This is a genomic window from Salinimicrobium sp. CAU 1759, from assembly GCF_054482715.1.
In genome coordinates, this window is the sequence record NZ_JBTLRK010000001.1 from 1,030,435 (window position 1) to 1,054,013 (window position 23,579).

Genomic DNA, 23,579 nt, shown 5'->3' on the forward strand with positions numbered 1-23,579 from the left:
ATAATTTTTGGGGAGAACTATCTCCCCTTTACAAAGCAAAACTGACACTATTTCAATGGATTACGCAAAAGAATTTGAAAAATATGCAACCCGTCACCACGGGATCAATAGTAATTATTACGACAAGATCATTAGCAGTATGTACCCCCAGGGGATGACGCCGAATATTATAGAAGAGCGGCAAATGAACATCGCTATTTTTGATGTTTTCTCCCGGTTAATGATGGACCGCATCATCTTTTTAGGCACCGGAATTAGCGATCAGGTGGCTAACATTATTCAGGCACAGTTGTTGTTTTTAGAGAGTACAGATTCCTCTAAGGACATCCAGATTTATATTAATTCTCCCGGAGGAAGTGTTTACGCCGGTCTGGGTATTTATGATACCATGCAGTTCATCAAGCCCGATGTTGCTACGATTTGTACAGGAATGGCAGCTTCTATGGGAGCAGTTCTTCTTTGTGCAGGTGAAAAAGGTAAGAGAAGCGGGTTACCGCACTCGCGTGTTATGATCCACCAGCCGTTGGGTGGTGCCCAGGGACAGGCAAGTGATATAGAGATCACAGCCCGTGAGATCCTCATCCTTAAAAAGGAACTTTACGAGATCATAGCCAAGCACACGGGTCAAACCTATGAGAAGATACACGAAGATAGTGACCGTGACTACTGGATGAAAGCTGATAAGGCTTTGGATTATGGAATGATTGATGAAATTTTAACTAGGGAATAATTTCCCTTTTTTGAAGAATGTAGGGAAGCCGGTTTCGGCGACAAGAAAAGATTTATGGCAAAAGAAGAACTAGAATGTTCCTTCTGCGGAAGGAAAAAACCAGAGACCAACCTGCTTATAGCCGGGCTGGACGCACATATTTGCGACCGCTGTATTGAGCAGGCACATGGTATTGTAATAGAAGAATCACGACAGGATAGTACTGGAGAACTTTCATCTGAACTTAAACTGAGAAAACCTCAGGCAATTAAGGCTTTTTTGGACCAGTATGTAATTGGGCAGGAGCATACAAAGAAAGTACTCTCAGTTGCTGTTTATAATCATTATAAAAGATTGTTGCAGCCAACCAGTCATGACGATATTGAGATACAAAAGAGTAATATCATCATGGTGGGGGAGACAGGAACAGGGAAGACCCTTATGGCTAAGACAATCGCCAAAATGCTTAATGTTCCTCTGGCCATAGTAGATGCAACTGTATTGACCGAGGCCGGCTACGTTGGAGAGGATGTTGAAAGCATACTTACCCGCCTTCTACAGGCAGCCGATTACAACCTTGAGAAAGCTCAGCACGGGATCGTATTCATTGATGAGATAGACAAGATCGCCCGTAAGAGTGACAATCCTTCTATTACCCGTGATGTTTCGGGAGAAGGAGTGCAACAGGCTTTGTTGAAGCTTCTGGAGGGAACTACGGTTAACGTACCGCCAAAAGGAGGGCGTAAACACCCCGATCAAAAATTTATTGAAGTAGATACCGAAAATATTCTTTTCGTTACGGGAGGGGCTTTTGATGGGATCGAAAGGAACATCAGTAAACGTTTGAACATGCAGGCAGTTGGCTTCAGCGCTTCGAAGAGTGATGATGCCATTGAAAGAGAAAACCTGTTGAAATATATCATTCCAAAAGATTTAAAGGATTTCGGACTAATTCCTGAAATTATTGGCCGTTTGCCTGTGCTTACCCACATGAATCCTTTGGATAGAAAGACCTTAAGATCTATTTTGACAGAACCCAAAAATGCCATTATTAAGCAGTATCAAAAGCTGTTTGAAATGGATGATATTGAGTTCACCATTACCGATGAGGCTTTAGACTTCATTGTAGAAAAGGCTATCGAATATAAATTGGGTGCCCGTGGCTTGAGATCTCTATGTGAGGCTATTCTCACAGATGCTATGTTTGAAATGCCTGAAGGTGCCTCAACTAGCCTGGTTGTGGATAAAGATTATGCCGAGCAAAAACTCGATAAATCTGGTATAAAAAGGTTAAAAGCTGTTTCTTAGAAAAAAGAAAAGTTCATAATAAGACAAAGCCATTCTTTACCGGATGGCTTTTTTTATTTCCGATTTTCCGGCGAATTTTCTTTTTTGAAAATTTTAATAGAACAATTCATATATTGATGTAAATTAGAATGAATGTAAAGTTTTGTAAATCAGTATAAAATGGAAAAATTAAATCCCTACTTAACTTTTCCCGGCAACTGCGAAGAAGCCTTCAACTTCTATAAATCTGTTTTTGGAGGTGAATTTTCTTTTATTGGAAGATTTCGTGACATACCTTCAGAAGAAGGTTTGTCCATTCCCGAAGAAAGGATGAATAAGATCATGCATATTGCCCTGCCCCTGGGAGAAAAATGTCTGCTTATGGGCAGTGATTGTGATGACGGCTGGTGTCCCGATGTGGTGGTGGGAAACAATGTATCCCTGTCGATAAATACAGAGAGCAAGGAACAAGCCGATAAGTTGTTTGAAGGCTTGTGCAATGAAGGTAAGATCACCATGCAAATAGGTGATGTCTTTTGGGGTAGTTACTATGGGATGTGCACCGACAAGTATGGCGTGACCTGGATCATCAATTATACAAAACCCGAAGGGAATACCTGAGATGGAAGGACTTGAGATAAAAACAGCGATCCAAATAAGCAGGCCTCAAAAAGAGGTTTTTGAAGGCATAATAGAGCAGGAGAAGATGTCCAACTATTTCATTTCTCATGCTTCAGGAAACATGGAAGAGGGAAAGACAGTAGAGTGGACCTTTCCTGAATTTTCGGGGTCTTTTCCTGTAAAAATCATGAATGTAAACTCCCTCAAAAATGTCATTTTTGAATGGGAAGGAATAGAAGGATCTACAACAACAGTCGAGATTCAACTTGAAAAGGTTGAAGACTCCAAAACTCTGGTAAAGATCACAGAAGGCAAACTGGATGCCAATGAAAACGGAATTTTATGGTATGGTCGAAACACCGCAGGCTGGGCTAATTTTCTTGCCAGCTTAAAAGCATACCTTGAATATGGAATAAATCTTCGGAAGGGCGCTTTCGATTTTATGAAATCCTGAAGAAAACGGTAGTAAAAAAAGGGGTTCCAAAAATGCCATTTTTGGAACCCCTTTTTTTATTGAGATCTGAAATCTAAAATTTATATCCCAAAGACAGCTGGAAACTCTGGTTCTTTATCTCTTCAAAATCCCCTTCGAAGTCATCATCCTGGTCATCATAGTCGCTGATGTCTGATAATCCCAGGTGGTATCTCGCCTGCACGAAAAGGCTGCTGCTAATGTCATAACCTAATCCAAAGTTAAGTCCTAAGGAAATCTTCTTTAATTCATCCTTAATATCCTCTGTACCCGATTCGTCGATCTCAAATCCCTCAAAATTTGAGCTTAGCTCATATTCGCTTTCAGCACTCAGAAGGAACCCGATCTGTGGTCCCGCCTCGAATGACAGTGCCGGAGTAGCATAATATTTAACCATTACCGGAAGATTAATGTATCCCAGTCTGATCTTTTCTTCTGAAGAAAAAAAGAATTCTCCCTCTCTAAAATCCATTTCGGCCTTTGCACCTTCAAGAGAGTAAAGCAGTTCGGGTTGTAAAGCGAATTGCGGAGTGAATTTGTATTCGGCTACCAAACCTGCATGGAATCCGAAGATGTAATCGGGATCCAGTTCAGAAGTTACTTTTGAATAGTTAGCTCCCGCTTTGATTCCCCAGTTTATTTCCTGGGCGATTGCTGATGTCATACCGGCGAAAATGATCGCTGCAGTAAGAACTAATTTTTTGGTTTTCATTTTATTGATCTTTAGTGTGTTGGGTCGATTCCCTATAGACTACCGGAAGAACTTTTTGTTACAGCAACAGGAAAATAAAAAGCCCGCTTCAGTAAAGAAGCGGGCTTACTATTATCCTGAATACAAGATCTGAGAAAATTAGATCTCAATTCTCATGTCTCAGATCTCAAATCTATTTTACATCATTCCTGGCATACCTCCGCCCATTCCTTGTGGCATTCCGCCACCGGCGTTGTCTTCTTTAATGTCAACCAAAGAACACTCGGTAGTAAGGATCATTCCTGCAACCGAAGCAGCATTTTCAAGAGCTACACGGGTCACTTTCTTAGGATCGATAATTCCGGCTTTCATCATGTCAACGAAAGTGTCGGTCTTAGCGTCATAACCGTAGTTGTCTTTTCCTTCAAGAACTTTATTGATCACTACAGAGCCTTCGCCACCTGCGTTCTCAACAATAGTTCTAAGAGGAGCTTCAATAGCACGGCTTACGATCTGTATACCTGTACCTTCATCAGCATTTTCGGGCTTCAGGCTGGCAAGGACAGCTTTTGCGCGAACAAGTGCAACACCACCACCGGCAACGATTCCTTCTTCTACAGCCGCACGGGTTGCGTGAAGTGCATCGTCTACACGGTCTTTCTTCTCTTTCATCTCAACTTCAGATGCAGCACCTACATAAAGCACGGCAACACCTCCGGCTAGCTTGGCCAAACGCTCCTGAAGCTTCTCTTTGTCATAATCTGATGTAGTAGTCTCCATCTGAGCCTTGATCTGGTTCACACGGTCTTTGATTGCCTGCTGGTCGCCGGCACCATTTACTACAGTTGTATTGTCTTTGTCGATAGCTACTTTTTCAGCAGTACCAAGCATATCAAGAGTTGCGTTCTCAAGAGTGAAACCTCTTTCTTCAGAGATCACAGTACCACCGGTAAGGATAGCGATATCCTCAAGCATTGCTTTTCTTCTGTCTCCAAATCCGGGAGCCTTAACAGCAGCGATCTTAAGAGATCCTCTTAGTTTGTTCACTACAAGAGTAGCAAGAGCTTCCCCGTCAACATCTTCGGCAATGATCAAGAGTGGTTTTCCGCTTTGAGCAACAGGCTCAAGCACAGGAAGCAGATCTTTCATTGCAGAGATCTTCTTGTCATAGATAAGGATATATGGATCCTCAAGATCTGCAGTCATTTTCTCGCTGTTGGTAACGAAGTATGGAGAAAGGTATCCGCGGTCAAACTGCATTCCTTCTACAACATCAACGTGAGTCTCAGTTCCCTTTGCTTCTTCAACAGTGATCACTCCTTCTTTTCCAACTTTTCCAAACGCCTGGGCGATTAGTTCCCCTATCTGGTCATCGTTGTTAGCAGAGATAGAAGCTACCTGCTTAATTTTTTCTGAAGAATCCCCAACCTGCTGAGTTTGCTCTTTAAGGTTGGCAGTCAAAGCCTCAACAGCCTTGTCAATTCCTCTTTTAAGATCCATTGGGTTTGCACCTGCAGCCACGTTCTTCAAACCTTCTTTAACGATGGCCTGGGCAAGAACGGTAGCGGTAGTAGTACCGTCACCGGCAAGATCATTGGTCTTGGAAGCAACTTCCTTCACCATTTGAGCTCCCATGTTCTCAAGAGCATCTTCAAGTTCGATCTCTTTTGCCACAGTAACACCATCTTTGGTCACTACAGGAGCACCAAAAGATTTGCTAATGATCACATTACGACCTTTAGGTCCTAAAGTAACTTTTACTGCATTTGCTAAAGCATCAACGCCACGCTTAATACCGTCGCGGGCTTCAATGTCAAATTTTATTTCTTTTGCCATTTTAATTTAAATTTTTACTCCCATAAAGGGAATTAGTTAGTTGTTTTCTTTAATACAATGAGGTAAAAAAACCGCCGGGAAAGAAGTTTGGCGGCAAGACCACAGTAATTACACTATAGCAAGAATATCATCCTCTCTCATCATAAGGTAATCTCTACCTTCCAGTTTGAGTTCGGTACCTGAGTATTTTCCATAAAGAACGGTGTCTCCAACCTTGACGGTCATGTCGTGATCTTTCTTACCGCCACCTACGGCTACTACTTTCCCTTTTTGCGGTTTTTCTTTTGCAGTTTCGGGAATGTAAATACCTGATGCAGTTTGTGTCTCGGCTGCTACAGGCTCAACAAGTACTCTGTCTGAAAGAGGTTTAATGTTTAGTGCCATTTTACAAATGTATTTTAGTTAATTAATTTTTTATGCTTGATTGCCTTAATGACGAAAATTGTGCCAGTCGAAAAATGCTGACAAAAGCCAAAAAAAAATGCCAGCTTGTCATAAGCTGGCATTTTCTATTTGTGATAAAATTATCTAGTTCTGCTCTGCAGGGCTCTCAACCGGAGCCTCAATTGGGGCAGGAATATTAGTTTCTACCTCGGCGTCTCCATTCATGATCTTTGATTCTCCTACTCCGTTTCCATCCATAATGGTAACGTTTGAAAGTAGAATAAGAACCAGGAGAAGGGTAGCAAGTGTCCAGGTGCTTTTATCTAAAAAGTCCGATGTCTTTTGAACTCCACCAATTTGATTGGCACCACCACCAAAAGCAGATGATAATCCACCTCCTTTAGGGTTTTGGACCATAATCACTACTACCAGCAAAAACGCTACTATTATTATAAGTGCTAAGAAGATTGTAAACGTGCTCATTATGCTTAACTGTTATTTTCCTGTAATTTTTCGATCGCCCGAATTTGGTCCGCAAAGAAACCACTTTTTTCCGGATTTTTCAAAATTAAAATTTTATATGCCTGTATGGCCTTTTTGTAGTTTTTCTGCTCCAGGTATACCCGCGCTAAAGTCTCTGTCATAAGGGCTTCGGGCGTCGCGAGGTTCTCTTCGGCAAGGTTTGCTTTTTTTACATTTTTTGAAGGAGTAATCCGCGGATTCTTAGTGATGAAATCTTCAATGAGTTCAAACTTGCGGCTCTTTGCTTCCTGTTCTTCTGAAGATAATCCTTCCCGGTCTATAGGTTTAGCCGAAGCCAGTTTTAACCATTCAGAAAATGAGTGATTTTCATTTCGGTCGAAGGAAAGCGGTCTTCCCATTTCCAGGGTCTCTTCTTCGGCTGAAGATGTTCTTTTTTCTTCTCTCTTTTTGAAAAGTTCGGGATCAAAGACCTGGTCAGACTCCTGTCGCTTCATCTTTAAAGCCTCATCAAGTGAAAGATTTTCATCCTTCTCAGCTGAGGTTCTTCGCATCTCCAGATCTTTTTGTTGCTGCTCCTGTTTCTTTATGGAATCGGCGATCTGGTTTTGGTTAAATTCTTTGGATGTGATAAAGTCGAAAAGCACCCCACGATCTGCAGTATGAGCAGCCGTTACCTTCAGTTCTTTGTTGTAATGAAGGCTGTTGATGTTCTTAAGCCCCTTGAGGCGTACTGCACGTGCAGCCTGGAAATATGGATACTGCTGTAAAACCTCGTGCAGTGCCTTCGTCTGCTCGAAGCTAATTGCAGCGGGTTGTTTCAATACCGATATTACTTCCTCTTGTTTCATTACCAATTTGCAAGGGTTGCATTAAAGATATCCTGAGTGATACGGGTGAATATTTCTTCTAAAGCAGTAGCCAATACTGCCCCCTGAAGCTGGGCATTGGCAGGATAATCATAGTAAAAACTGAATCTCCTGTCCAAAATGTCTTTTTCCGGGTTCAATGTGTTATAGAATCTTAAGTTCACAACGATCGTCAACCTGTTTTGCGCCGCGGTACTTTGGGCTGTGGCACTCATAGGGGACACGTAGTAATCTACAATTTCGCCTTCATAGACGAGGTCGCCATTTTCATTGGTAAGGTTCAGGTTGGTCTGGCTTTGAATTAGATCCTGAAGCTGCAGGGTAAAGGTGCGGTCGATCCCGGGCTCCACAATTGGTGCTGCATTCTGAAAATAATTCACCTGGAAGGTCTCGGCATTTCCAACATCGGCACCCGAGAAGGAATAGATGCCACAGGAAGTAAAGCTCAAAAGGAGTAAAGAAACCAGTAGCAATTGGATTTTTTTCATAAAATAATAGGTGTCAAAAATGACATTTTTAGAGGTCGTATTGTTTGATCTTTCTGTACAGGGTTCGCTCGCTTATTCCCAACTCATCCGCAGCGGCCTTTCTTTTTCCATTGTGGCGCTCCAAAGATTTCTTAATAAGCTCCAACTCCTTATCCTGTAAAGAAAGAGTTTCTTCTTCCTCAATTTCTTCAGCAAAATAATATTTATCCTGCTTATCGGGAGTATTTTGCTGCGGAATTTGAAGAACTTCCAGTTGTTCATCAGTAATTTCTTCCGGAATCACCTCTTCTTCATCATTACCATATATCTTCTGAATGAGTCCCTCATTGTCTTCTTTTACCTTTTGATGACTGTCATTTTCCATAAGCTCCATGGTGAGCTTCTTGAGGTCATTGAGATCGCTTTTCATATCAAAAAGGACCTTATAGAGGATCTCCCGTTCATTACTGAAATCGCTTTCCTTTTTCTTTTCCTCGATCACTGCCGGAAGGTTGCTCGAAAATCCCGGTAAATATTCCTTTAACTTTACAGCATCTATGCTTCTTTCCTGTTCCAGAACAGAGATCTGTTCGGCGATATTTCGCAGCTGTCTTACGTTTCCGTTCCAGCGGTATTTTTGCAGGAGCGCAACAGCGTCATCTTCTAAACGTACGGTGGGCATTTTATATTTCTGAGCAAAGTCGGCTGCAAATTTCCTGAAAAGTAGGTGAATGTCATCCTTTCGCTCACGCAATGGCGGCAAATAGATCTCCACAGTGCTTAAACGATAATAAAGATCTTCCCTGAATTTCTCCTTTTTGATGGCGTCTGCCATGTTCAGGTTTGTGGCTGCTACAATACGAACGTTCGTTTTTTGCACTTTTGAAGACCCCACCTTGATAAACTCTCCGTTCTCCAGAACACGTAACAGGCGCACCTGGGTGGTCAATGGTAATTCTCCCACTTCATCAAGAAAGATGGTTCCGCCATCGGCAACCTCAAAATATCCGTTTCGGGTTTGGGTAGCTCCGGTAAAAGCACCTTTTTCATGCCCGAACAATTCACTGTCAATAGTACCTTCGGGAATAGCACCGCAGTTCACTGCAATATATTTTCCATGTTTGCGATGGGAGAGGGCGTGAATGATCTTTGGAATACTTTCCTTACCAACTCCACTTTCCCCGGTGACCAGAACAGAAATATCTGTTGGGGCCACCTGCATGGCCTTTTCAACTGCCCTGTTTAATTTTTGGTCATTCCCCAGAATGCCAAATCGCTGTTTTATCGCCTGAATGCTTTCCATATTTTAAATCAAATTCCAATAAACAAGCACCAACTTCCGACATAGGTGCGGGAAATTCTGTAATATCTTTTTAAAAAATTAACTGCTGGAGTATATATTATGTTGGTGCAAACCTGTTACTTTTCTTAAACCTTAAACCTTAAACCTTAAACCTTAAACCTTAAACCTTAAACCTTAAACCTTAAACCTTAAACCTTAAACCTTAAACCTTAAACCTTAAACCTCAAACCTTAAACCTCAAACCTACTGCCAACTGATCACTGAGCACTGAATACTAATTATTCTCGCTATACCCCACAGCTTCTCCTATTAAGGTAGCGCTGGTGCAATCGTTGATCTTTACCATCACAAAATCCCCGACCTTATAATTCTCTTTTGGGAAAACTGCAACTGTATTCTGAGTGGTTCTTCCGCTCCAGTGGGCATCAGATTTTTTAGATTCTTTTTCTATTAATACCTCTACAGTTTTTCCAACAAATTGCTTTGTTCTGTAGTGGCTGTGCTGTTGTTGCAAATTCACGATCTCGGTAAGCCTTCTCTTTTTCACCTCCTCTGGCACATCATCTTCCATCTTCCTGGCAGCCATAGTTCCCGGTCTTTCAGAATAGGCAAACATAAATCCAAAGTCATACTTTACGTACTCCATCAGGGAAAGTGTGTCCTGGTGATCTTCTTCCGTTTCTGTTGGAAAGCCGGTGATCATGTCCTGGGAGATGGCACAATCGGGCATTAATCTTCTAATGTTGTCAATCAACTCGAAATATTCTTCCCTGGTGTGCAGGCGGTTCATTTCCTTTAAGATCCTGTCACTTCCGCTTTGCACCGGCAGGTGAATGTATTTACAGATGTTCGGGTATTTTGCCATGGCTTCGATGACATCCAGCGTCATATCCTGCGGATTGGAAGTAGAGAATCTTATCCTCATTTTTGGATGAGCTTCGGCCACCATGCGAAGAAGTCCTGCAAAATTTGTTGCGGTTGCTTTCTGAATTTCAGAAGCGTTCTTGAAATCCTTTTTAAGTCCGCCGCCATACCATAAGTAGCTGTCCACATTCTGTCCCAAAAGTGTGATTTCTTTGAAGCCTTTTGCTGCAAGATCATTCACTTCCTCCATAATGCTCTGTGGATCACGGCTTCGTTCCCTTCCGCGGGTAAAAGGCACCACACAGAAAGTACACATGTTGTCGCACCCACGGGTAATGGATACAAAAGCTGAAACGCCGTTGCTCTGTAAACGCACGGGAGAAATGTCTCCATAAGTTTCCTCTTTAGAAAGGATAACATTTACTGCGTTTCGTCCTTCTTCGACTTCATTGATAAGGTTTGGCAGATCTTTATACGCATCGGGTCCTACCACCAGGTCTACGATCTTCTCTTCCTCAAGGAATTTAGCTTTGAGACGTTCGGCCATACAGCCAAGTACGCCCACTTTCATTCGGGGGTTTATTTTTTTTACCGCATTATATTTTTCAAGCCTTTTACGTACGGTCTGTTCTGCTTTATCTCTAATTGAGCAGGTATTAATAAGGACAAGGTCGGCTTCCTCAAGGCTTTGAGTGGTGTCAAAGCCTTCTTTAGCAAGAATGGAAGCTACGATCTCACTGTCGCTAAAATTCATCTGGCAGCCGTAGCTCTCGATCATCAGCTTCTTGCCATTTCCGGCCTTAGGCTCCATTACCAGTGCGTTCCCCTGCTGTTTTTCGTCAATAATCTTCTCCATAATTCGAAATCTACCCTTTGGTATTTGAACGTGCAAAGATACGTTTTTAGTTGAGATGTGACAAAGTGACAGGAATAAATAATGCTATTTTAAGGAGGTCTTAAAAAAGTCATTTATGAAAATAAAAAAGCGATATTTAAAAATTCCTATACTTTTGCAAAACAAAAAAAAGATACTATGGCAAAGAATTTAGTGATCGTAGAGTCCCCTGCTAAGGCAAAGACCATCGAAAAATTTCTGGGCAAGGATTACATCGTTGCTTCGAGTTTTGGTCATATTGCCGATCTACCTACAAAAGAACTTGGGGTGGATACCGAGGGTGATTTTACTCCTAAATATATAGTATCCAAAGACAAGCGGGAAGTAGTCAAAAAACTTAAAAGTCTTGCTAAGAATGCCGAGATGGTTTGGCTGGCCAGTGATGAGGACCGGGAAGGAGAAGCCATTGCATGGCACCTGGCCGAAGAGCTGGACCTCGACAAGGATAAAACAAAGAGGATTGTTTTTCATGAGATTACAAAATCGGCTATACTTAAAGCGATAGAGAATCCTCGTGGGATCAATTATAACCTGGTGAATGCGCAGCAGGCCCGCCGGGTGTTGGATAGACTGGTAGGATACGAACTTTCTCCTGTACTGTGGAGAAAAGTAAAGGGTGGTCTATCAGCCGGAAGGGTCCAATCTGTTTCTGTGAGACTAATAGTTGAACGGGAGCGGGAAATTCAGAATTTTAAGCCTGAAGCTTCTTTCAGGATAGATGCTGAATTCACTACGGAGGAAGGCAAAGTCTTTAAGGCAAAACTTCCGAAGAATTTTGATACAAAAGCAGAAGCCGAACAATTCCTTTCAGATAATCTGGATGCGAATTTCAAAGTTGCCGATCTTTCTACGAAACCGGCAAAGAAATCTCCGGCGCCACCATTTACAACTTCAACGCTTCAGCAGGAAGCCGCAAGAAAATTATATTTTTCGGTAAGTAAAACCATGACCATGGCCCAGCGACTTTATGAAGCGGGACATATTACTTATATGAGAACCGATAGTGTCAATCTTTCTGATGACGCAAGAAAGGGTGCCAAAAAAGAGATTTTGGAGGCCTATGGTGAAAAGTATAGCAAAACCAGACAATTTAAAGGTAAGAGCAAGGGGGCGCAGGAAGCTCACGAAGCTATAAGGCCTACAAATTTTGCTGCACACAGCGTGAGGGCCGACCGTGATGAACAGCGGTTGTATGAATTGATCTGGAAAAGAGCTATTGCCTCTCAAATGAGTGATGCACAGTTGGAAAGGACCAATGTGAAAATTGAGGCCGATAAGCACGACAAGCAATTCACGGCCAATGGTGAGGTTTTAAAGTTCGACGGATTTTTGAAGGTCTACCTTGAAGGCAGGGATGATGAAGACGAAGAACTGCAGGAGCAGGAAGGGATGTTGCCTGCGCTTAAGGTGAATGAGAAGCTTGAGAATAATTACATAACCGCAACAGAAAGATTTACCAGGCCTCCTTATCGTTATACTGAAGCTTCTTTGGTAAAGAAACTTGAGGAACTGGGAATTGGCCGTCCGTCAACATACGCACCAACTATTTCAACGATCCAAAACAGGAACTATATTGAAAAAGGATCTGTTGAGGGTACAGAAAGAAAGTATGTTCAGCTAACGCTAAGCGAACAAAAAATAAAAGAAAAGGAACTGACAGAAACTGTTGGCAGTGATAAAGGAAAACTTGTTCCAACCGATGTTGGAATGGTAGTGAACGACTTCCTGGTCAATCATTTTTCGAGTATTCTGGATTATAACTTCACGGCCAAGGTAGAGCAGGATTTTGATGACATTGCCGAAGGTAATGAGGAGTGGACAAAAATGATGAAAGATTTTTACAGTGATTTTCATCCCCACGTTAAAGACGTCGCCGAAAATGCCGATAGGGAAGTAGGAGAGCGTATCCTGGGAACAGATCCTAATTCGGGTAAGCCTGTGAGTGTGAGGCTTGGAAAATTTGGTCCCATGGTACAAATGGGTTCTGTTGAAGATGAAGAGAAACCAAAATTTGCCAGTCTGTCGCCAGATCAGAGTTTAGATTCTGTGACTTTTGAGGAGGCTATGGAGTTATTTAAGCTCCCGAAGGAGCTTGGAGAATATAAAGGAGAAAAAGTTGAGGTGAATAACGGGCGCTTTGGTCCATATGTTCGCTTCGGAAAGAAATTCGTTTCCCTTGAAAAAGGTGAGGACCCTATTGAGGTGACAATGGAGAGGGCGCTCGAGTTGATCAAGGAAAAGGAAAAAGCCGATGCTCCTATCTATGAATATAAAGGACTTCCGGTGCAAAAAGGAGTAGGTCGTTTTGGACCTTTCCTTAAGTGGAACGACATGTTCATAAATGTCAATAAGAAATATGATTTCGACAATCTTTCCGCAGAAGATATTGAAGAACTCATTGAAGATAAGATAAGGAAAGAGCGTGAGAAGGTGATACATCACTGGGAAGATGAGGGTATCAAGGTTGAAAAGGCAAGATGGGGGCGTTCTAATATTATACAGGGTAAGACCAAGATTGAGTTGCCTAAAACTGTTGATGCAGCAAAATTGACTTTGGAGGAGGTCAAGGATATTTTGGATAAAAAAGCTCCAAAGAAAAAAGCTGCTAAAAAGACTACCGGCACCAAAAAGGCTGCTGCCAAAAAAACGACCCGAAAAAAAACTGCCCCAAAAAAGAAATAACCTATGGAACTGGATTTTTTCACGCCGGTTAAGGAAGACCTTCTGGTGACTGACTCTGGCAAGCTGGGATCTTCATTGGAAATTTATACTGAGAATAAGACTTTCCCTGATCTGGAAGGGGTGAAAATCGCCTTTTTCGGAGTCCTCGAAGACAGGCTCAATGAAGAGAGAAGTGGGGAGCCATTTGACCTAGATGGCATCCGCAGGGAATTTTACAATCTCTATCCCGGAAACTGGCACCTTCCAATGGCCGATCTTGGAGATATTCAGAGAGGAGAGACTGTTGAAGACACCTTTTTTGCGGTACAGTCGGCTGTAAACTCATGTCTCAAAAAAGGGATTATTCCGGTGCTTTTGGGTGGCAGTGAAGATATTGTATATGCTCAGTATAGAGCTTATGATGGGGTAGAGCAAATGGTGAACCTCGTGAATATCGATGCCCGGTTTGACCTGGGTGATGCCGATAAACCTATAAGTAACCGGTCTTATGTAGGCAGGATCGTGGTCACAAAGCCCTATAATCTATTCAATTACTCTAATCTTGGCTATCAAACATACTATAATTCGCAGGATGAGATTGAGTTGATGGAGAGGTTATTCTTTGATGCATACCGGTTGGGTGAGGTTACAGGAGATATCACCGTGGTAGAGCCGGTAATGAGAGATGCTAATTTGGTAGGACTCGACCTGGAAGCAGTGAGTGGAGGAGCCTTAGGCAACCATAGACTAAAATCCCCCAATGGTTTTGATGGAAGGGAAATCTGCGCTTTGGCGCGATACGCAGGGATTAGCGATAAGGTTTCGTCTTTCGGCATCTACGAATATTCTTCCGAATTTAATTTTCCTGCATCAAATATGTTGGTGGCACAAATTCTCTGGTATTTTACTGAGGGAGTAAATTTTAGGAAGAATGAAAATACTATTTCCGCAAAAAAGGAGTTTATAAGATATCAGGTCCCAATTGATGAGGAGGTGTTGGTATTTTATAAAAGCCCCGTTAGCGGTCGCTGGTGGATAGAAATTCCTTTTATTTCACCTTCGAATAATAAACTAAAAAGACACACGTTATTACCTTGCACGCAAGGAGATTATCTTGATGCCTGCAATCAAATCATCCCGGAAAGGTGGTATAAAACGAAAAGGAAAAACGAAATTTAACGATATAAACATCTGTAGCTCCGTGCATTTTACCTAATAAAATTGTTTATTAGAAAATAAATAAATAGGTTTACTGCCTTGAAGCTATTATGTCCTAACTTTGAGAGATATTATGAGGAAACTTTTTTCGCTTATTGCTGTAATTTCTGTTTTGGCCTCTTGTGGCCGCGGTGATCAAGGGCAATTGGTAGGTGCGCAGGGGAAAAAATGGCATCCCGAGAAGCCTTTGGGAATGACATTGATCCCGGGTGGGGCATTCATCATGGGTAAAAGTGATGACGATATTGCCGGTTTGAACAATGCACCTCCAAAAACGGTTACTGTTCGCTCCTTTTACATGGACGAGACCGAAATAACCAATGCGGAGTACCGTCAATTCGTGAACTGGGTAAAAGATTCGGTTACACGAATGAAGCTTGCGATCTTTGCCGAAGAAATTGGTGAAACTCCAGGGACAGGAGGAATCGGGGAATTTGCTTTTGCCGATACCGAAGAGGCTGATATGACTCCCTACGAGAAATACATGTACGATAACTATTACAGCCTGGGAGGTTACGAAGGAAGAAAGATCAACAAGAATGTTGATGTTATTTGGGACACCCGTGATTATCCAGATGAATATTATGCAGAGGTTATGGACACCCTGTATATTCCTATAGAAGAAGCTTACAATGGACAGCGTTCTTTTGACGTAAATCACTTAAAATTCCGGTACACCTGGATGGATGTGAGTTCTGCTGCCAGGGATGAACCAGGAAAGCGTGCCGATTATATTAAAACCGAAGAAATAAAGATTTATCCGGATACTACTGTCTGGATCAAGGACTTTAATTATAGCTACAACGAGCCAATGCACAATGACTACTTTTGGCATGATGCGTATGGTGATTATCCTGTGGTGGGAGTTTCCTGGAAACAGGCCCGTGCATTTGCACAGTGGCGAACTCTTTACCACAATGCCTACAGAAAAGAAAGAGGTAAGCACAACGTTAATTCCTACCGTTTGCCTACAGAGGCAGAATGGGAATACGCAGCTCGTGGAGGATTGGAATCTGCCAGTTATCCCTGGGGTGGACCTTACACTAAGAACGACAGAGGTTGCTTTATGGCAAACTTTAAACCTCTGAGAGGAGATTATGCGGCCGATCAGGCTTTGTATACCGTTGAAGCGAAATCATATGAACCCAACGATTACGGCCTGTACAATATGGCAGGAAATGTTGCTGAGTGGGTTTTCTCTTCCTACGATCCCGCTTCATATGAGTATTCATCATCTATGAACCCGTCTGTTAATGATGAAGAGAACATGAAAAAAGTTGTTCGTGGTGGTTCATGGAAAGATGTGGCATATTTCCTTCAGGTAAGTTCCCGAGATTACGAATACGCAGATTCTGCCCGAAGCTATATTGGCTTTAGAACTGTGCAGGATTATTTGGGTACCGATCTTACCCTGAACCAGGCAAGATAAAAAATCCCTATTTTCACACAATAACCTATTAAAAAAGAGAACTAAATTTTTATTTATTATGGCACAATCAAAGTCAAGTAAGAAGTTAATGAACATGGTGTATGGTTTGGGTGCATCTGTGGTTATCCTTGGAGCACTATTTAAAATCATGCACTGGCCTTTTGGTAACCTTATGCTTATCATAGGTCTAATTGTAGAAGCAATTGTATTTGCTGTATCTGCATTCGAACCTGTAGACGATGAAGTAGACTGGTCACTGGTTTATCCTGAACTTGCAGGTGGTGAAGCAACTACCCGTAATAATCAGGCTCTTGTAAGCGATCAGGACACAGAAGGAATGCTTTCCCGCAAACTTGATGATATTCTTCGTGAGGCTAAGATCGATGCCGGTCTTATGAGCAGCCTTGGAGAGAGCATTAGAAACTTTGAAGGTGCCGCAAAAAATATCACTCCTACTGTAGATGCTATGGCTTCTCAAAAGAAATATAGCGAAGAGATGAGCCTTGCAGCAAATCAACTTGAATCTTTGAACAGTATTTATAAAGTACAGGTGGAGTCTGCTTCACGCCAGGCTGAAGTAAATGACGCCGTTGCCGAGAATGCCCACAGATTGAATGAACAAATGGAGTCATTGGCTTCAAATCTTTCTTCTTTGAACAATGTCTATGGAGGAATGCTTTCTGCGATGCACGTAAAGGCGTAATTAATTATTTTAAGAACAAACTAAAAATAGAGAATGGCGTCTGGAAAACAATCACCAAGACAGAAGATGATAAACCTGATGTATCTGGTTTTCATCGCAATGATGGCTCTAAACATGTCGAAAGAAGTACTTACTGCTTTCGGGATGATCAACGAAAGTTTAGCCGAATCAAATGCCTCTGTTACTGAAAGAAATATCGCTGCTATGGCAGGGTTGGCAGCAAAAGCTGAAGAGCAGCCGGTTAAATATGCACCACTAAAAGAAAAAGCTGAGCAAATTCATAGTCTTACTACCGATTTCACCACCTACATAGATAACCTTAAAGAAAAAGCCCTTGAGGATATCGAAGGAGAAGAGCGACAGGATTATGAAGCTATGGATCAATCTGCAAAACTTGATGAATATCTTTTTTCGAGTGGACAGCCAAGTGAAGCAGGGAAAGAATTTCTTGCCGAAATTGAAAAATACCGTGAAGGAGTTGCAGGGATCTTAGATGAAGGATTCCCTCAAATAGCTTCAGAAGTTAGAAGAGAATTTAGTACCGAACCTATAGTTGATGGTGAAGGGGTGAAGAGACCATGGTTGTCTTATAACTTTGAAGGTTTCCCTTTAATTGCTTCTATTACCAAATTGACTCAGATGCAGGGAGACGCTAAATCTGCAGAGAACGATGCACTTTCAGCAATGCTATCGGGTCAACTTCAAAGTGATGTTTCCTTAACTAACTATGAGGCAATTGTAATTCCCGACAAAACTGCCTTCTTCACGGGAGAGCAATTTTCCGGAAAAGTTGTATTAGGAAGACTTGATCCATCCCTTCGTTTTGAAAATGTTGTTATTAATGGTAACGATATAGAATCTACACAAGCGGGACAGGTACAACTTAAATTTCCTGCAGGAAATGTAGGAGAGCAAAAGATTACTGGCCAACTCCAGTTTAAAGAAGGAGATTCTATTGTTACTATTCCTGTTAGCAGTTCTTACAGCGTGATTCCGAAACCGAATTCTGCTGTGATTTCTGCAGATAAAATGAACGTAGTGTATCGTGGAGTTGCAAACCCAATGACCATCTCCATTCCCGGAGTTGGTAATGTTTCGGCAAATGCACCGGGTCTTAGATCTGCAGGTGGCGCAGGTAACTACATCATGGATGTAACTACATTACAAGCTCGTGAAGTAACCATCAACGTAAGCGGTGAGCTTCCAGGTGGGGAGAGAGTAAGCGACAGTAAAACATTTAGAGTACGCGATATTCCAAGACCTGTTGGAACTGTAAGAGGGGAAGACGGTACGGTGAGAATGCAGCGTCAAAACCTTGAAATTTCAACCATCGGTGCTGCTTTACCCGACTTTGAGTTTGATGTTGACCTGAGAGTGACAGGATTTAAATTCCGTGTTCCGGGGCAACCAACAATTCAGGTGAGAGGCCAAAAGCTGGACCAGAGTGCCATTGGAGCTTTGAGAAGAGCAGGAAGAGGAGAGACTATTCAGATCTTTGATGTGGAAGCTCAACTTGCAGGTAACTCAAGTTACAAGCTAAAACAGGTGTCTCCTGTACTGGTTGAATTAACAAATTAAAATTTTGAACATGAACTGGAACCAATTTTTGTTAGGATTATGTGGATTGCTCGTTTCGGTGACGTCTTTTGGTCAAAGTAACCTATTGAATGCCAAGAGTCCGGACGAGATAGGAACTCCTACCAAAGCTGAAATTGCTTATGGAAAGAATGATCCTTTGGAATATGGATATGTGGATGACAGGGATGTACTGTGGGCAAAGACCACCTGGGAGATCATTGATCTCGATGAAAGGGTGAACTTTCCTTTGTACTACCCCATTGATACTAATCAAATTGGAAGTTCAAGACGTTCCCTTTATGATGTTTTGGTTGCCGGCATAAAAAGCGGAAAAATCAAAAACATCTACGCCGATTCCTATTTCAATGACAAGCGTACGTTAAAGGACATACAGGCTGCCCTGTCAAAAGTTGATACTACAGATCTTGGGATCGAGCAGTATAACGCAGGCGAGGAGATCGATCCTCAATATATTAGCCGTAGAGACATCTCTTCTGCCGATATTGCTGAGTACCATATTCGCGGATACTGGTATTTCGATAAACGCCAGGCCGAGTTGAAGTACAGGCTATTAGGAATCGCTCCTGTAGCACCCGATGTTAACTTTATTGATGAGGGTGGTGCTTCCGCTCTGGTTGAGCTGTTCTGGGTATGGTTCCCGGGGGCGCGTGAAGTGCTTAATGAAGCTTATGCCTTTAATCCTGAAAATACGTCAAACCCTGTTTCTTTTGATCACTTGCTCAACGCGAGGAGGTTCAATGCAGTAATCTATGCAGAAGATAACGTGCAGGGTGACAGGCAGGTGGATGACTATATTAGCAACAATGCTTTTATGCAGTTACTGGAGTCTGAACGGATTAAAGAACAGATAAGGAACTTCGAACAAGATATGTGGAATTATTAGAAAATTCCTGTCTAATATTAAAACGCCTTCTTTACCGGAAGGCGTTTTTTTTATGCATAATTTTGCAGCATGAAGGACTTTATAATTGTGGGAGCCGGCCTTAGCGGGGCCTGTCTTGCTTACCGCCTTGAAAAAGCAGGTAGATCATTTATCGTCTTTGATGATGATAGTCAGAGAGCTTCTAAAGTAGCCGGAGGGTTTATAAATCCTGTCATTCTCAAACGCTTTACCCTGGCCTGGAAAGCCGATGAGCAGCTCAAAAAAGCTCATAAGTTTTATCGGGATATGGAACAGCACCTGGAAAAGACCTTTTTGAACCCATTAGAAGTCTTTAGAAGGTTTTCTTCTATCGAGGAACAAAACAACTGGTTTGCTGCTGCCGATAAGCCGCGGCTTGCGCCCTTTTTGGATACCAGGCTCGTGCCGGTAGTTAACAAAAATATTCCCGGAAAATTTTCCTTCGGAAAGGTACTGGGTACCTCACGGATCGATCTGCGCTACCTGTTGGAATCCTATTCTGAACATCTAGAGACAAAGGCTTGGATTAGTAAGGAAAGCTTTGAGTATGATAAGTTAGAACTCACTTCTGAAGGAGTTAAATACAAAGACATACCTGCCAAAAAGGTCATTTTTTGTGAAGGTTTTGGACTGCTTAAGAACCCTTTCTTTAATTATCTTCCTTTAAGAGGGAATAAAGGTGAATATATTATTATAAAGGCTCCGGGTCTTGATCTTAAAGTAGGAGTAAAATCATCCATTTTCATCTTCCCTGCCGGAGGAGATCACTATGCTGTAGGTGCCACTTATAGTAATACGGACAAGACCCCGGAACCCACTGCGGCAGCACGTGAAGAACTTGTGGAGAAGCTGAAAGACCTTATTAAAATAGATTTTGAGATTGTTGACCAGGTAGCCGGGCTGCGACCATCAACCATTGACAGAAGGCCATTGGCGGGGCAGCATCCGGTGCACGAGAATTTATATACTTGTAACGGGTTTGGAAGCCGGGGTATTTTAATAGCTCCATCAATATCAGAGGAGCTCCTGGAAAATATTGAAGAAGGAAAACCTTTAGACCCGGAGACGGATATTTCCAGGTTCACAAAGAAATGGTTTAAGAAGGCCTAATCTTTTGTCTTTTTTGGATCATAGGAAAAAAAGAAATTGATCCAAATATTCCTGCTCCAGCGTGCAATGACCGGTAAAAAAATTACCAGTACGGCAACTATGGCAATAAAGGTATGGAGTAGAGAGAGCTCAAAACACCAATATGAGAGCACAAAAGCTGCTGTTGCAAAGGCAATTCCTACCGCATAACTCACATACATAGCTCCAAAAAAGAAGGAGGGTTCCATTTTGTATTTAGTTCCGCAGTTAGAGCACCGCTCATGCATTTCGAACAGCTGGGAAATTTTGTAAGGATTATCTTCTTTATACATGCTCTCTTCATGGCATACGGGACAAGTGCCTGTGAAGATGCTATACAATTTACTGCCTTTTAAAAAATTCATTAGATTCAAAATACTCTCAAATTTAAACATCTTATTTAAGTTGGAGTGGAAAAAGGCTCCAATCTATTTGGACCAAGTGAAGCTTAAACCCTTTTAAATTAATCTGCTGCATATGAATGCATTTTTTTTTACCCCGGAAAAATGAGCATCTTTGCAAAAATTTCGAAAGAGAATGTTGAATATTCACAATTTGTCGGTCTCCTTTGGGGGAGAGTATTTGTTTGAAGAGATCACCTTTAGGCTTGGTGCCGGGGACAGAGTGGGATTAATAGGGAAAAACGGAGCCGGGAAATCTACCATGCTAAAGATCTTGAGTGGGGAAATGGAGCCGGATACGGGGCAAATAGCTGCCGATAAGGATCTTAAGATCGGTTTTCTAAAACAGGATATTGATTTTGTTGAAGGTCGCACTGTACTTGAAGAATCCTACCAGGCTTTTGAGGAGATCAAGAAGCTGGAAAAACAACTGGAAGAGATCAATACCCAATTGGCCGAACGTACAGATTATGAAAGTGAAAAATATCATGACTTAATGGTAGATCTCAATGATGTGCAACATCAGTACGAGATACATGGGGGTTATAATTATCAGGGGGAAACTGAACGTATCCTTCAGGGACTTGGATTCAAAAGGGAGGATTTCAATAAACTCACCGATACTTTCTCGGGAGGATGGAGAATGAGGATCGAACTGGCTAAGCTCTTACTTCAGCAGAATGATATTCTGCTTCTCGATGAGCCAACAAACCACCTGGATATAGAATCTATCATTTGGCTCGAAGGCTTCCTGAACAATTATCCGGGCGCTGTGGTCATTGTATCTCACGATAAGATGTTCCTGGATAATGTGACTAACCGCACGATCGAAATTTCCCTTGGAAGGATCTATGACTTTAATAAACCTTATTCCAAGTATCTGGTTCTGAGGAAGGAGCTAAGGGAGCAGCAGTTGGCATCCCAGAAAAACCAGGAGAAGCAAATTCAGCAGACAGAAAAACTTATTGAGAAATTCAGGGCCAAGGCATCAAAAGCAAGTATGGCGCAATCGCTTATCAAAAAGCTGGATAAGATCGACAGAATTGAGGTGGATGAGGATGATAATTCGGTTATGAATCTCAAGTTTCCGGTATCTGTTGTTCCGGGAAAGGTTGTTGTCGAAGCTCATCATATTTCGAAAAGTTATGGGCATAAAACTGTTTTAAAAAATATTGACCTTCTTATTGAGCGGGATTCAAAAACTGCATTTGTGGGACAGAACGGGCAGGGGAAATCTACCCTGGCCAAGATCATTGTCGGGGAACTGGATCATAAGGGAGAGTTGAAGCTGGGGCATAACGTGCAGATTGGTTACTTTGCGCAGAACCAGGCCGAATATCTCGACGGTTCTAAGACAGTTCTTGACACCATGATCGATGCTGCAAATGAAAAGAACCGCTCAAAAGTGAGAGATATATTAGGATCTTTCCTTTTCCGGGGAGACGAAGTTGAAAAATATGTACGCGTACTTTCGGGAGGAGAGAGAAACAGGCTGGCGCTGGCAAAGTTAATGTTGCAGCCTTTCAATGTGTTGGTAATGGATGAGCCAACCAACCACCTCGATATCAAATCCAAGAATGTTTTAAAAGATGCTTTAAAAAGCTTTGAAGGCACTCTTATTTTGGTTTCTCACGACAGGGATTTTCTACAGGGGCTTACTAATAAGGTTTATGAATTCAAGGATCATAGGATAAAGGAATATCTGGGCGATATTGACTACTACCTCGACCAGCGAAAAGTGGAGAATCTAAGAGAAGTTGAAAAACGCGATGTAGTAAAACAAGCTCCCAAAGAAAGCAACAAGGACTCCTATCAAAACCAGAAGAAGCTCAAGTCGCTTAACAACAAGTTGAGCAATATTGAGGCTAAAATCACGAAACTCGAGAAGGAGATCGGGGAGAAGGATCTTGAGATCGCCAAGAACTATGAACAGACAATGGCACAACCTGATTATCTGGAGAAGTATCAGGCTAAAAAGAAGGAACTGGAAAAAGCTATGAAAGAGTGGGAGCAGGTCCAGTTAGAACTTGAACAGGTAAATTAGGTACATGTACGAACACTTTTTTCAATGTCCCTATTGCTGGGAGGAGATCTCAATGTTACTGGATGATACAGTGAGGCAGCAAAAATACATTGAAGATTGTGAGGTGTGTTGTAATCCTATAGAGGTTGAAGCTGTCTTTGAGCAAAGGGAATTAATATCATTCGAAGCCAGGGATATTGAACAGTGAGAATTAAAACCTTCCTAAAGTGACCTTTTTGGAACAGTATTTTGCGTAATTTCTTTCAAATCTCAAATCCTGATAAATGAAGACTTCATTTGAATTTTCTGACAATGTCCTGGGAATTATCCTGGAGCATAAAATGGATCATTACAACCTGAAGCAGATCCAGCAAATGCTTCAGGAGAAGATCGAGAAATACAATGAAATAAATGTCTACGTGGAAGATCGTAATAACGACGGGATCACTCTAAAAGCAGTTTTTAAAGACCTGCTTTTTGAGATGAAGCAAAAAGACTCTTTACGTAAGATAGCGGTGGTTACAGATGCTAAATTATTCCAACTATTCACTGAGGTAAAGAAAATGTTAGTTGATGCCCAGGTAGAATCTTTTGAAAAAGAGGAGCGTATGAAGGCTATGAATTGGGTGATGGAATAA

The 23,579-nt window shown here is 41.9% G+C and carries 23 protein-coding genes; 14 read left to right on the plus strand and 9 right to left on the minus strand.

Annotated elements, in window-relative coordinates:
* Positions 1–55: 55 nt before the first annotated feature.
* The 4 genes from clpP to ACXYMT_RS04705 all read left to right on the plus strand — a co-directional run bounded on the left by clpP (position 56) and on the right by ACXYMT_RS04705 (position 3,071).
* Entirely contained in the window at positions 56–730 is a 675-nt protein-coding gene (gene clpP, locus ACXYMT_RS04690) for an ATP-dependent Clp endopeptidase proteolytic subunit ClpP (RefSeq protein ID WP_324720049.1), read from the plus strand.
* Positions 731–784: 54 nt separating this feature from the next.
* Entirely contained in the window at positions 785–2,017 is a 1,233-nt protein-coding gene (gene clpX / locus ACXYMT_RS04695) for an ATP-dependent Clp protease ATP-binding subunit ClpX (protein WP_459057930.1), read from the plus strand.
* Positions 2,018–2,176: 159 nt separating this feature from the next.
* Positions 2,177–2,617 (plus strand): VOC family protein, encoded by a 441-nt coding sequence (locus ACXYMT_RS04700; protein ID WP_459057931.1) that lies wholly within the window; start codon positions 2,177–2,179, stop codon positions 2,615–2,617.
* A gap of 1 nt (position 2,618) precedes the next feature.
* Positions 2,619–3,071 (plus strand): SRPBCC domain-containing protein, encoded by a 453-nt coding sequence (locus ACXYMT_RS04705; protein WP_459057932.1) that lies wholly within the window; start codon positions 2,619–2,621, stop codon positions 3,069–3,071.
* A gap of 73 nt (positions 3,072–3,144) precedes the next feature.
* Here the strand turns inward: ACXYMT_RS04705 and ACXYMT_RS04710 are convergent, their stop codons facing one another.
* The 8 genes from ACXYMT_RS04710 to miaB all read right to left on the minus strand — a co-directional run bounded on the left by ACXYMT_RS04710 (position 3,145) and on the right by miaB (position 10,839).
* Positions 3,145–3,801 carry a porin family protein gene (locus ACXYMT_RS04710; protein WP_459057933.1) on the minus strand — a complete coding sequence of 219 codons (657 nt, stop codon included), beginning with the start codon at positions 3,799–3,801 and terminating at the stop codon, positions 3,145–3,147.
* 177 nt (positions 3,802–3,978) lie between these two features.
* Entirely contained in the window at positions 3,979–5,616 is a 1,638-nt protein-coding gene (gene groL, locus ACXYMT_RS04715) for a chaperonin GroEL (protein ID WP_459057934.1), read from the minus strand.
* Positions 5,617–5,724: 108 nt separating this feature from the next.
* Positions 5,725–6,000, minus strand: a complete 276-nt coding sequence (locus ACXYMT_RS04720) for a co-chaperone GroES (protein ID WP_459057935.1) — start codon at positions 5,998–6,000, stop codon at positions 5,725–5,727.
* 144 nt (positions 6,001–6,144) lie between these two features.
* Positions 6,145–6,483: a preprotein translocase subunit SecG gene (gene secG, locus ACXYMT_RS04725; protein ID WP_459057936.1), complete on the minus strand. Its 339-nt coding sequence runs from the start codon at positions 6,481–6,483 to the stop codon at positions 6,145–6,147.
* Between the two features lie 5 nt (positions 6,484–6,488).
* The gene (locus ACXYMT_RS04730; RefSeq protein ID WP_459057937.1) at positions 6,489–7,331 is read right to left on the minus strand and encodes a hypothetical protein; all 843 of its coding nucleotides are present in this window, start codon (positions 7,329–7,331) and stop codon (positions 6,489–6,491) included.
* On the minus strand, positions 7,331–7,837 hold the full coding sequence (gene lptE / locus ACXYMT_RS04735; protein ID WP_459057938.1) for an LPS assembly lipoprotein LptE: 507 nt from the start codon (positions 7,835–7,837) through the stop codon (positions 7,331–7,333). The genes ACXYMT_RS04730 and lptE overlap by 1 nt, the downstream gene beginning before the upstream one ends.
* 28 nt (positions 7,838–7,865) lie before the next feature.
* Complete coding sequence (locus ACXYMT_RS04740) at positions 7,866–9,119, minus strand: sigma-54 interaction domain-containing protein (RefSeq protein ID WP_459057939.1); 1,254 nt, start codon at positions 9,117–9,119, stop codon at positions 7,866–7,868.
* Between the two features lie 274 nt (positions 9,120–9,393).
* The gene (gene miaB / locus ACXYMT_RS04745; RefSeq protein WP_459057941.1) at positions 9,394–10,839 is read right to left on the minus strand and encodes a tRNA (N6-isopentenyl adenosine(37)-C2)-methylthiotransferase MiaB; all 1,446 of its coding nucleotides are present in this window, start codon (positions 10,837–10,839) and stop codon (positions 9,394–9,396) included.
* 177 nt (positions 10,840–11,016) lie between these two features.
* On the opposite strand from miaB, the gene topA reads away from it, so the two are divergent.
* From topA to ACXYMT_RS04780, 7 genes are all read left to right on the plus strand, one after another.
* Positions 11,017–13,560 carry a type I DNA topoisomerase gene (topA, locus tag ACXYMT_RS04750; RefSeq protein WP_459057942.1) on the plus strand — a complete coding sequence of 848 codons (2,544 nt, stop codon included), beginning with the start codon at positions 11,017–11,019 and terminating at the stop codon, positions 13,558–13,560.
* 3 nt (positions 13,561–13,563) lie between these two features.
* Positions 13,564–14,718, plus strand: coding sequence for a formimidoylglutamase (locus tag ACXYMT_RS04755; protein ID WP_459057943.1), 1,155 nt, complete (start codon positions 13,564–13,566; stop codon positions 14,716–14,718).
* Positions 14,719–14,830: 112 nt separating this feature from the next.
* Positions 14,831–16,186, plus strand: coding sequence for a T9SS ring complex lipoprotein PorK/GldK (gene porK, locus ACXYMT_RS04760; protein WP_459057944.1), 1,356 nt, complete (start codon positions 14,831–14,833; stop codon positions 16,184–16,186).
* 58 nt (positions 16,187–16,244) lie between these two features.
* The gene (porL, locus tag ACXYMT_RS04765; RefSeq protein ID WP_459057945.1) at positions 16,245–16,889 is read left to right on the plus strand and encodes a type IX secretion system motor protein PorL/GldL; all 645 of its coding nucleotides are present in this window, start codon (positions 16,245–16,247) and stop codon (positions 16,887–16,889) included.
* 33 nt (positions 16,890–16,922) lie between these two features.
* Positions 16,923–18,467: a type IX secretion system motor protein PorM/GldM gene (gene porM / locus ACXYMT_RS04770; RefSeq protein WP_459057946.1), complete on the plus strand. Its 1,545-nt coding sequence runs from the start codon at positions 16,923–16,925 to the stop codon at positions 18,465–18,467.
* A gap of 10 nt (positions 18,468–18,477) precedes the next feature.
* Positions 18,478–19,371, plus strand: a complete 894-nt coding sequence (gene porN / locus ACXYMT_RS04775) for a type IX secretion system ring subunit PorN/GldN (protein WP_459057947.1) — start codon at positions 18,478–18,480, stop codon at positions 19,369–19,371.
* A gap of 69 nt (positions 19,372–19,440) precedes the next feature.
* On the plus strand, positions 19,441–20,499 hold the full coding sequence (locus ACXYMT_RS04780; protein WP_459057948.1) for an NAD(P)/FAD-dependent oxidoreductase: 1,059 nt from the start codon (positions 19,441–19,443) through the stop codon (positions 20,497–20,499).
* On the opposite strand, the gene ACXYMT_RS04785 is transcribed toward ACXYMT_RS04780, so the two are convergent.
* On the minus strand, positions 20,496–20,882 hold the full coding sequence (locus ACXYMT_RS04785; RefSeq protein WP_459059144.1) for a DUF983 domain-containing protein: 387 nt from the start codon (positions 20,880–20,882) through the stop codon (positions 20,496–20,498). The two genes, ACXYMT_RS04780 and ACXYMT_RS04785, sit on opposite strands and share 4 nt — an antisense overlap.
* Before the next feature lie 172 nt (positions 20,883–21,054).
* On the opposite strand from ACXYMT_RS04785, the gene ACXYMT_RS04790 reads away from it, so the two are divergent.
* From ACXYMT_RS04790 to ACXYMT_RS04800, 3 genes are all read left to right on the plus strand, one after another.
* Positions 21,055–22,962 carry an ABC-F family ATP-binding cassette domain-containing protein gene (locus tag ACXYMT_RS04790; protein ID WP_459057949.1) on the plus strand — a complete coding sequence of 636 codons (1,908 nt, stop codon included), beginning with the start codon at positions 21,055–21,057 and terminating at the stop codon, positions 22,960–22,962.
* 4 nt (positions 22,963–22,966) lie between these two features.
* A complete protein-coding gene (locus tag ACXYMT_RS04795) occupies positions 22,967–23,149 on the plus strand; it encodes a CPXCG motif-containing cysteine-rich protein (protein ID WP_459057950.1) in 183 nt (60 codons plus the stop codon).
* A 76-nt stretch (positions 23,150–23,225) separates the two neighbouring features.
* Positions 23,226–23,579, plus strand: coding sequence for a SpoIIAA family protein (locus ACXYMT_RS04800; RefSeq protein WP_459057951.1), 354 nt, complete (start codon positions 23,226–23,228; stop codon positions 23,577–23,579).

Excerpts from the sequence above, each read along its gene's own strand:
- topA (WP_459057942.1), top strand. The coding sequence starts at position 11,017 with ATGGCAAAGAATTTAGTGATCGTAGAGTCCCCTGCTAAGGCAAAGACC.
- porK (WP_459057944.1), top strand. The coding sequence starts at position 14,831 with ATGAGGAAACTTTTTTCGCTTATTGCTGTAATTTCTGTTTTGGCCTCT.
- porM (WP_459057946.1), top strand. The coding sequence starts at position 16,923 with ATGGCGTCTGGAAAACAATCACCAAGACAGAAGATGATAAACCTGATG.
- secG (WP_459057936.1), bottom strand. The coding sequence starts at position 6,483 with ATGAGCACGTTTACAATCTTCTTAGCACTTATAATAATAGTAGCGTTT.
- porL (WP_459057945.1), top strand. The coding sequence starts at position 16,245 with ATGGCACAATCAAAGTCAAGTAAGAAGTTAATGAACATGGTGTATGGT.
- clpP (WP_324720049.1), top strand. The coding sequence starts at position 56 with ATGGATTACGCAAAAGAATTTGAAAAATATGCAACCCGTCACCACGGG.
- porN (WP_459057947.1), top strand. The coding sequence starts at position 18,478 with ATGAACTGGAACCAATTTTTGTTAGGATTATGTGGATTGCTCGTTTCG.
- miaB (WP_459057941.1), bottom strand. The coding sequence starts at position 10,839 with ATGGAGAAGATTATTGACGAAAAACAGCAGGGGAACGCACTGGTAATG.
- ACXYMT_RS04780 (WP_459057948.1), top strand. The coding sequence starts at position 19,441 with ATGAAGGACTTTATAATTGTGGGAGCCGGCCTTAGCGGGGCCTGTCTT.
- lptE (WP_459057938.1), bottom strand. The coding sequence starts at position 7,837 with ATGAAAAAAATCCAATTGCTACTGGTTTCTTTACTCCTTTTGAGCTTT.
- ACXYMT_RS04785 (WP_459059144.1), bottom strand. The coding sequence starts at position 20,882 with ATGAATTTTTTAAAAGGCAGTAAATTGTATAGCATCTTCACAGGCACT.
- ACXYMT_RS04730 (WP_459057937.1), bottom strand. The coding sequence starts at position 7,331 with ATGAAACAAGAGGAAGTAATATCGGTATTGAAACAACCCGCTGCAATT.
- ACXYMT_RS04790 (WP_459057949.1), top strand. The coding sequence starts at position 21,055 with ATGTTGAATATTCACAATTTGTCGGTCTCCTTTGGGGGAGAGTATTTG.
- ACXYMT_RS04795 (WP_459057950.1), top strand. The coding sequence starts at position 22,967 with ATGTACGAACACTTTTTTCAATGTCCCTATTGCTGGGAGGAGATCTCA.
- groL (WP_459057934.1), bottom strand. The coding sequence starts at position 5,616 with ATGGCAAAAGAAATAAAATTTGACATTGAAGCCCGCGACGGTATTAAG.
- ACXYMT_RS04720 (WP_459057935.1), bottom strand. The coding sequence starts at position 6,000 with ATGGCACTAAACATTAAACCTCTTTCAGACAGAGTACTTGTTGAGCCT.
- clpX (WP_459057930.1), top strand. The coding sequence starts at position 785 with ATGGCAAAAGAAGAACTAGAATGTTCCTTCTGCGGAAGGAAAAAACCA.
- ACXYMT_RS04705 (WP_459057932.1), top strand. The coding sequence starts at position 2,619 with ATGGAAGGACTTGAGATAAAAACAGCGATCCAAATAAGCAGGCCTCAA.
- ACXYMT_RS04755 (WP_459057943.1), top strand. The coding sequence starts at position 13,564 with ATGGAACTGGATTTTTTCACGCCGGTTAAGGAAGACCTTCTGGTGACT.
- ACXYMT_RS04710 (WP_459057933.1), bottom strand. The coding sequence starts at position 3,801 with ATGAAAACCAAAAAATTAGTTCTTACTGCAGCGATCATTTTCGCCGGT.
- ACXYMT_RS04800 (WP_459057951.1), top strand. The coding sequence starts at position 23,226 with ATGAAGACTTCATTTGAATTTTCTGACAATGTCCTGGGAATTATCCTG.
- ACXYMT_RS04700 (WP_459057931.1), top strand. The coding sequence starts at position 2,177 with ATGGAAAAATTAAATCCCTACTTAACTTTTCCCGGCAACTGCGAAGAA.
- ACXYMT_RS04740 (WP_459057939.1), bottom strand. The coding sequence starts at position 9,119 with ATGGAAAGCATTCAGGCGATAAAACAGCGATTTGGCATTCTGGGGAAT.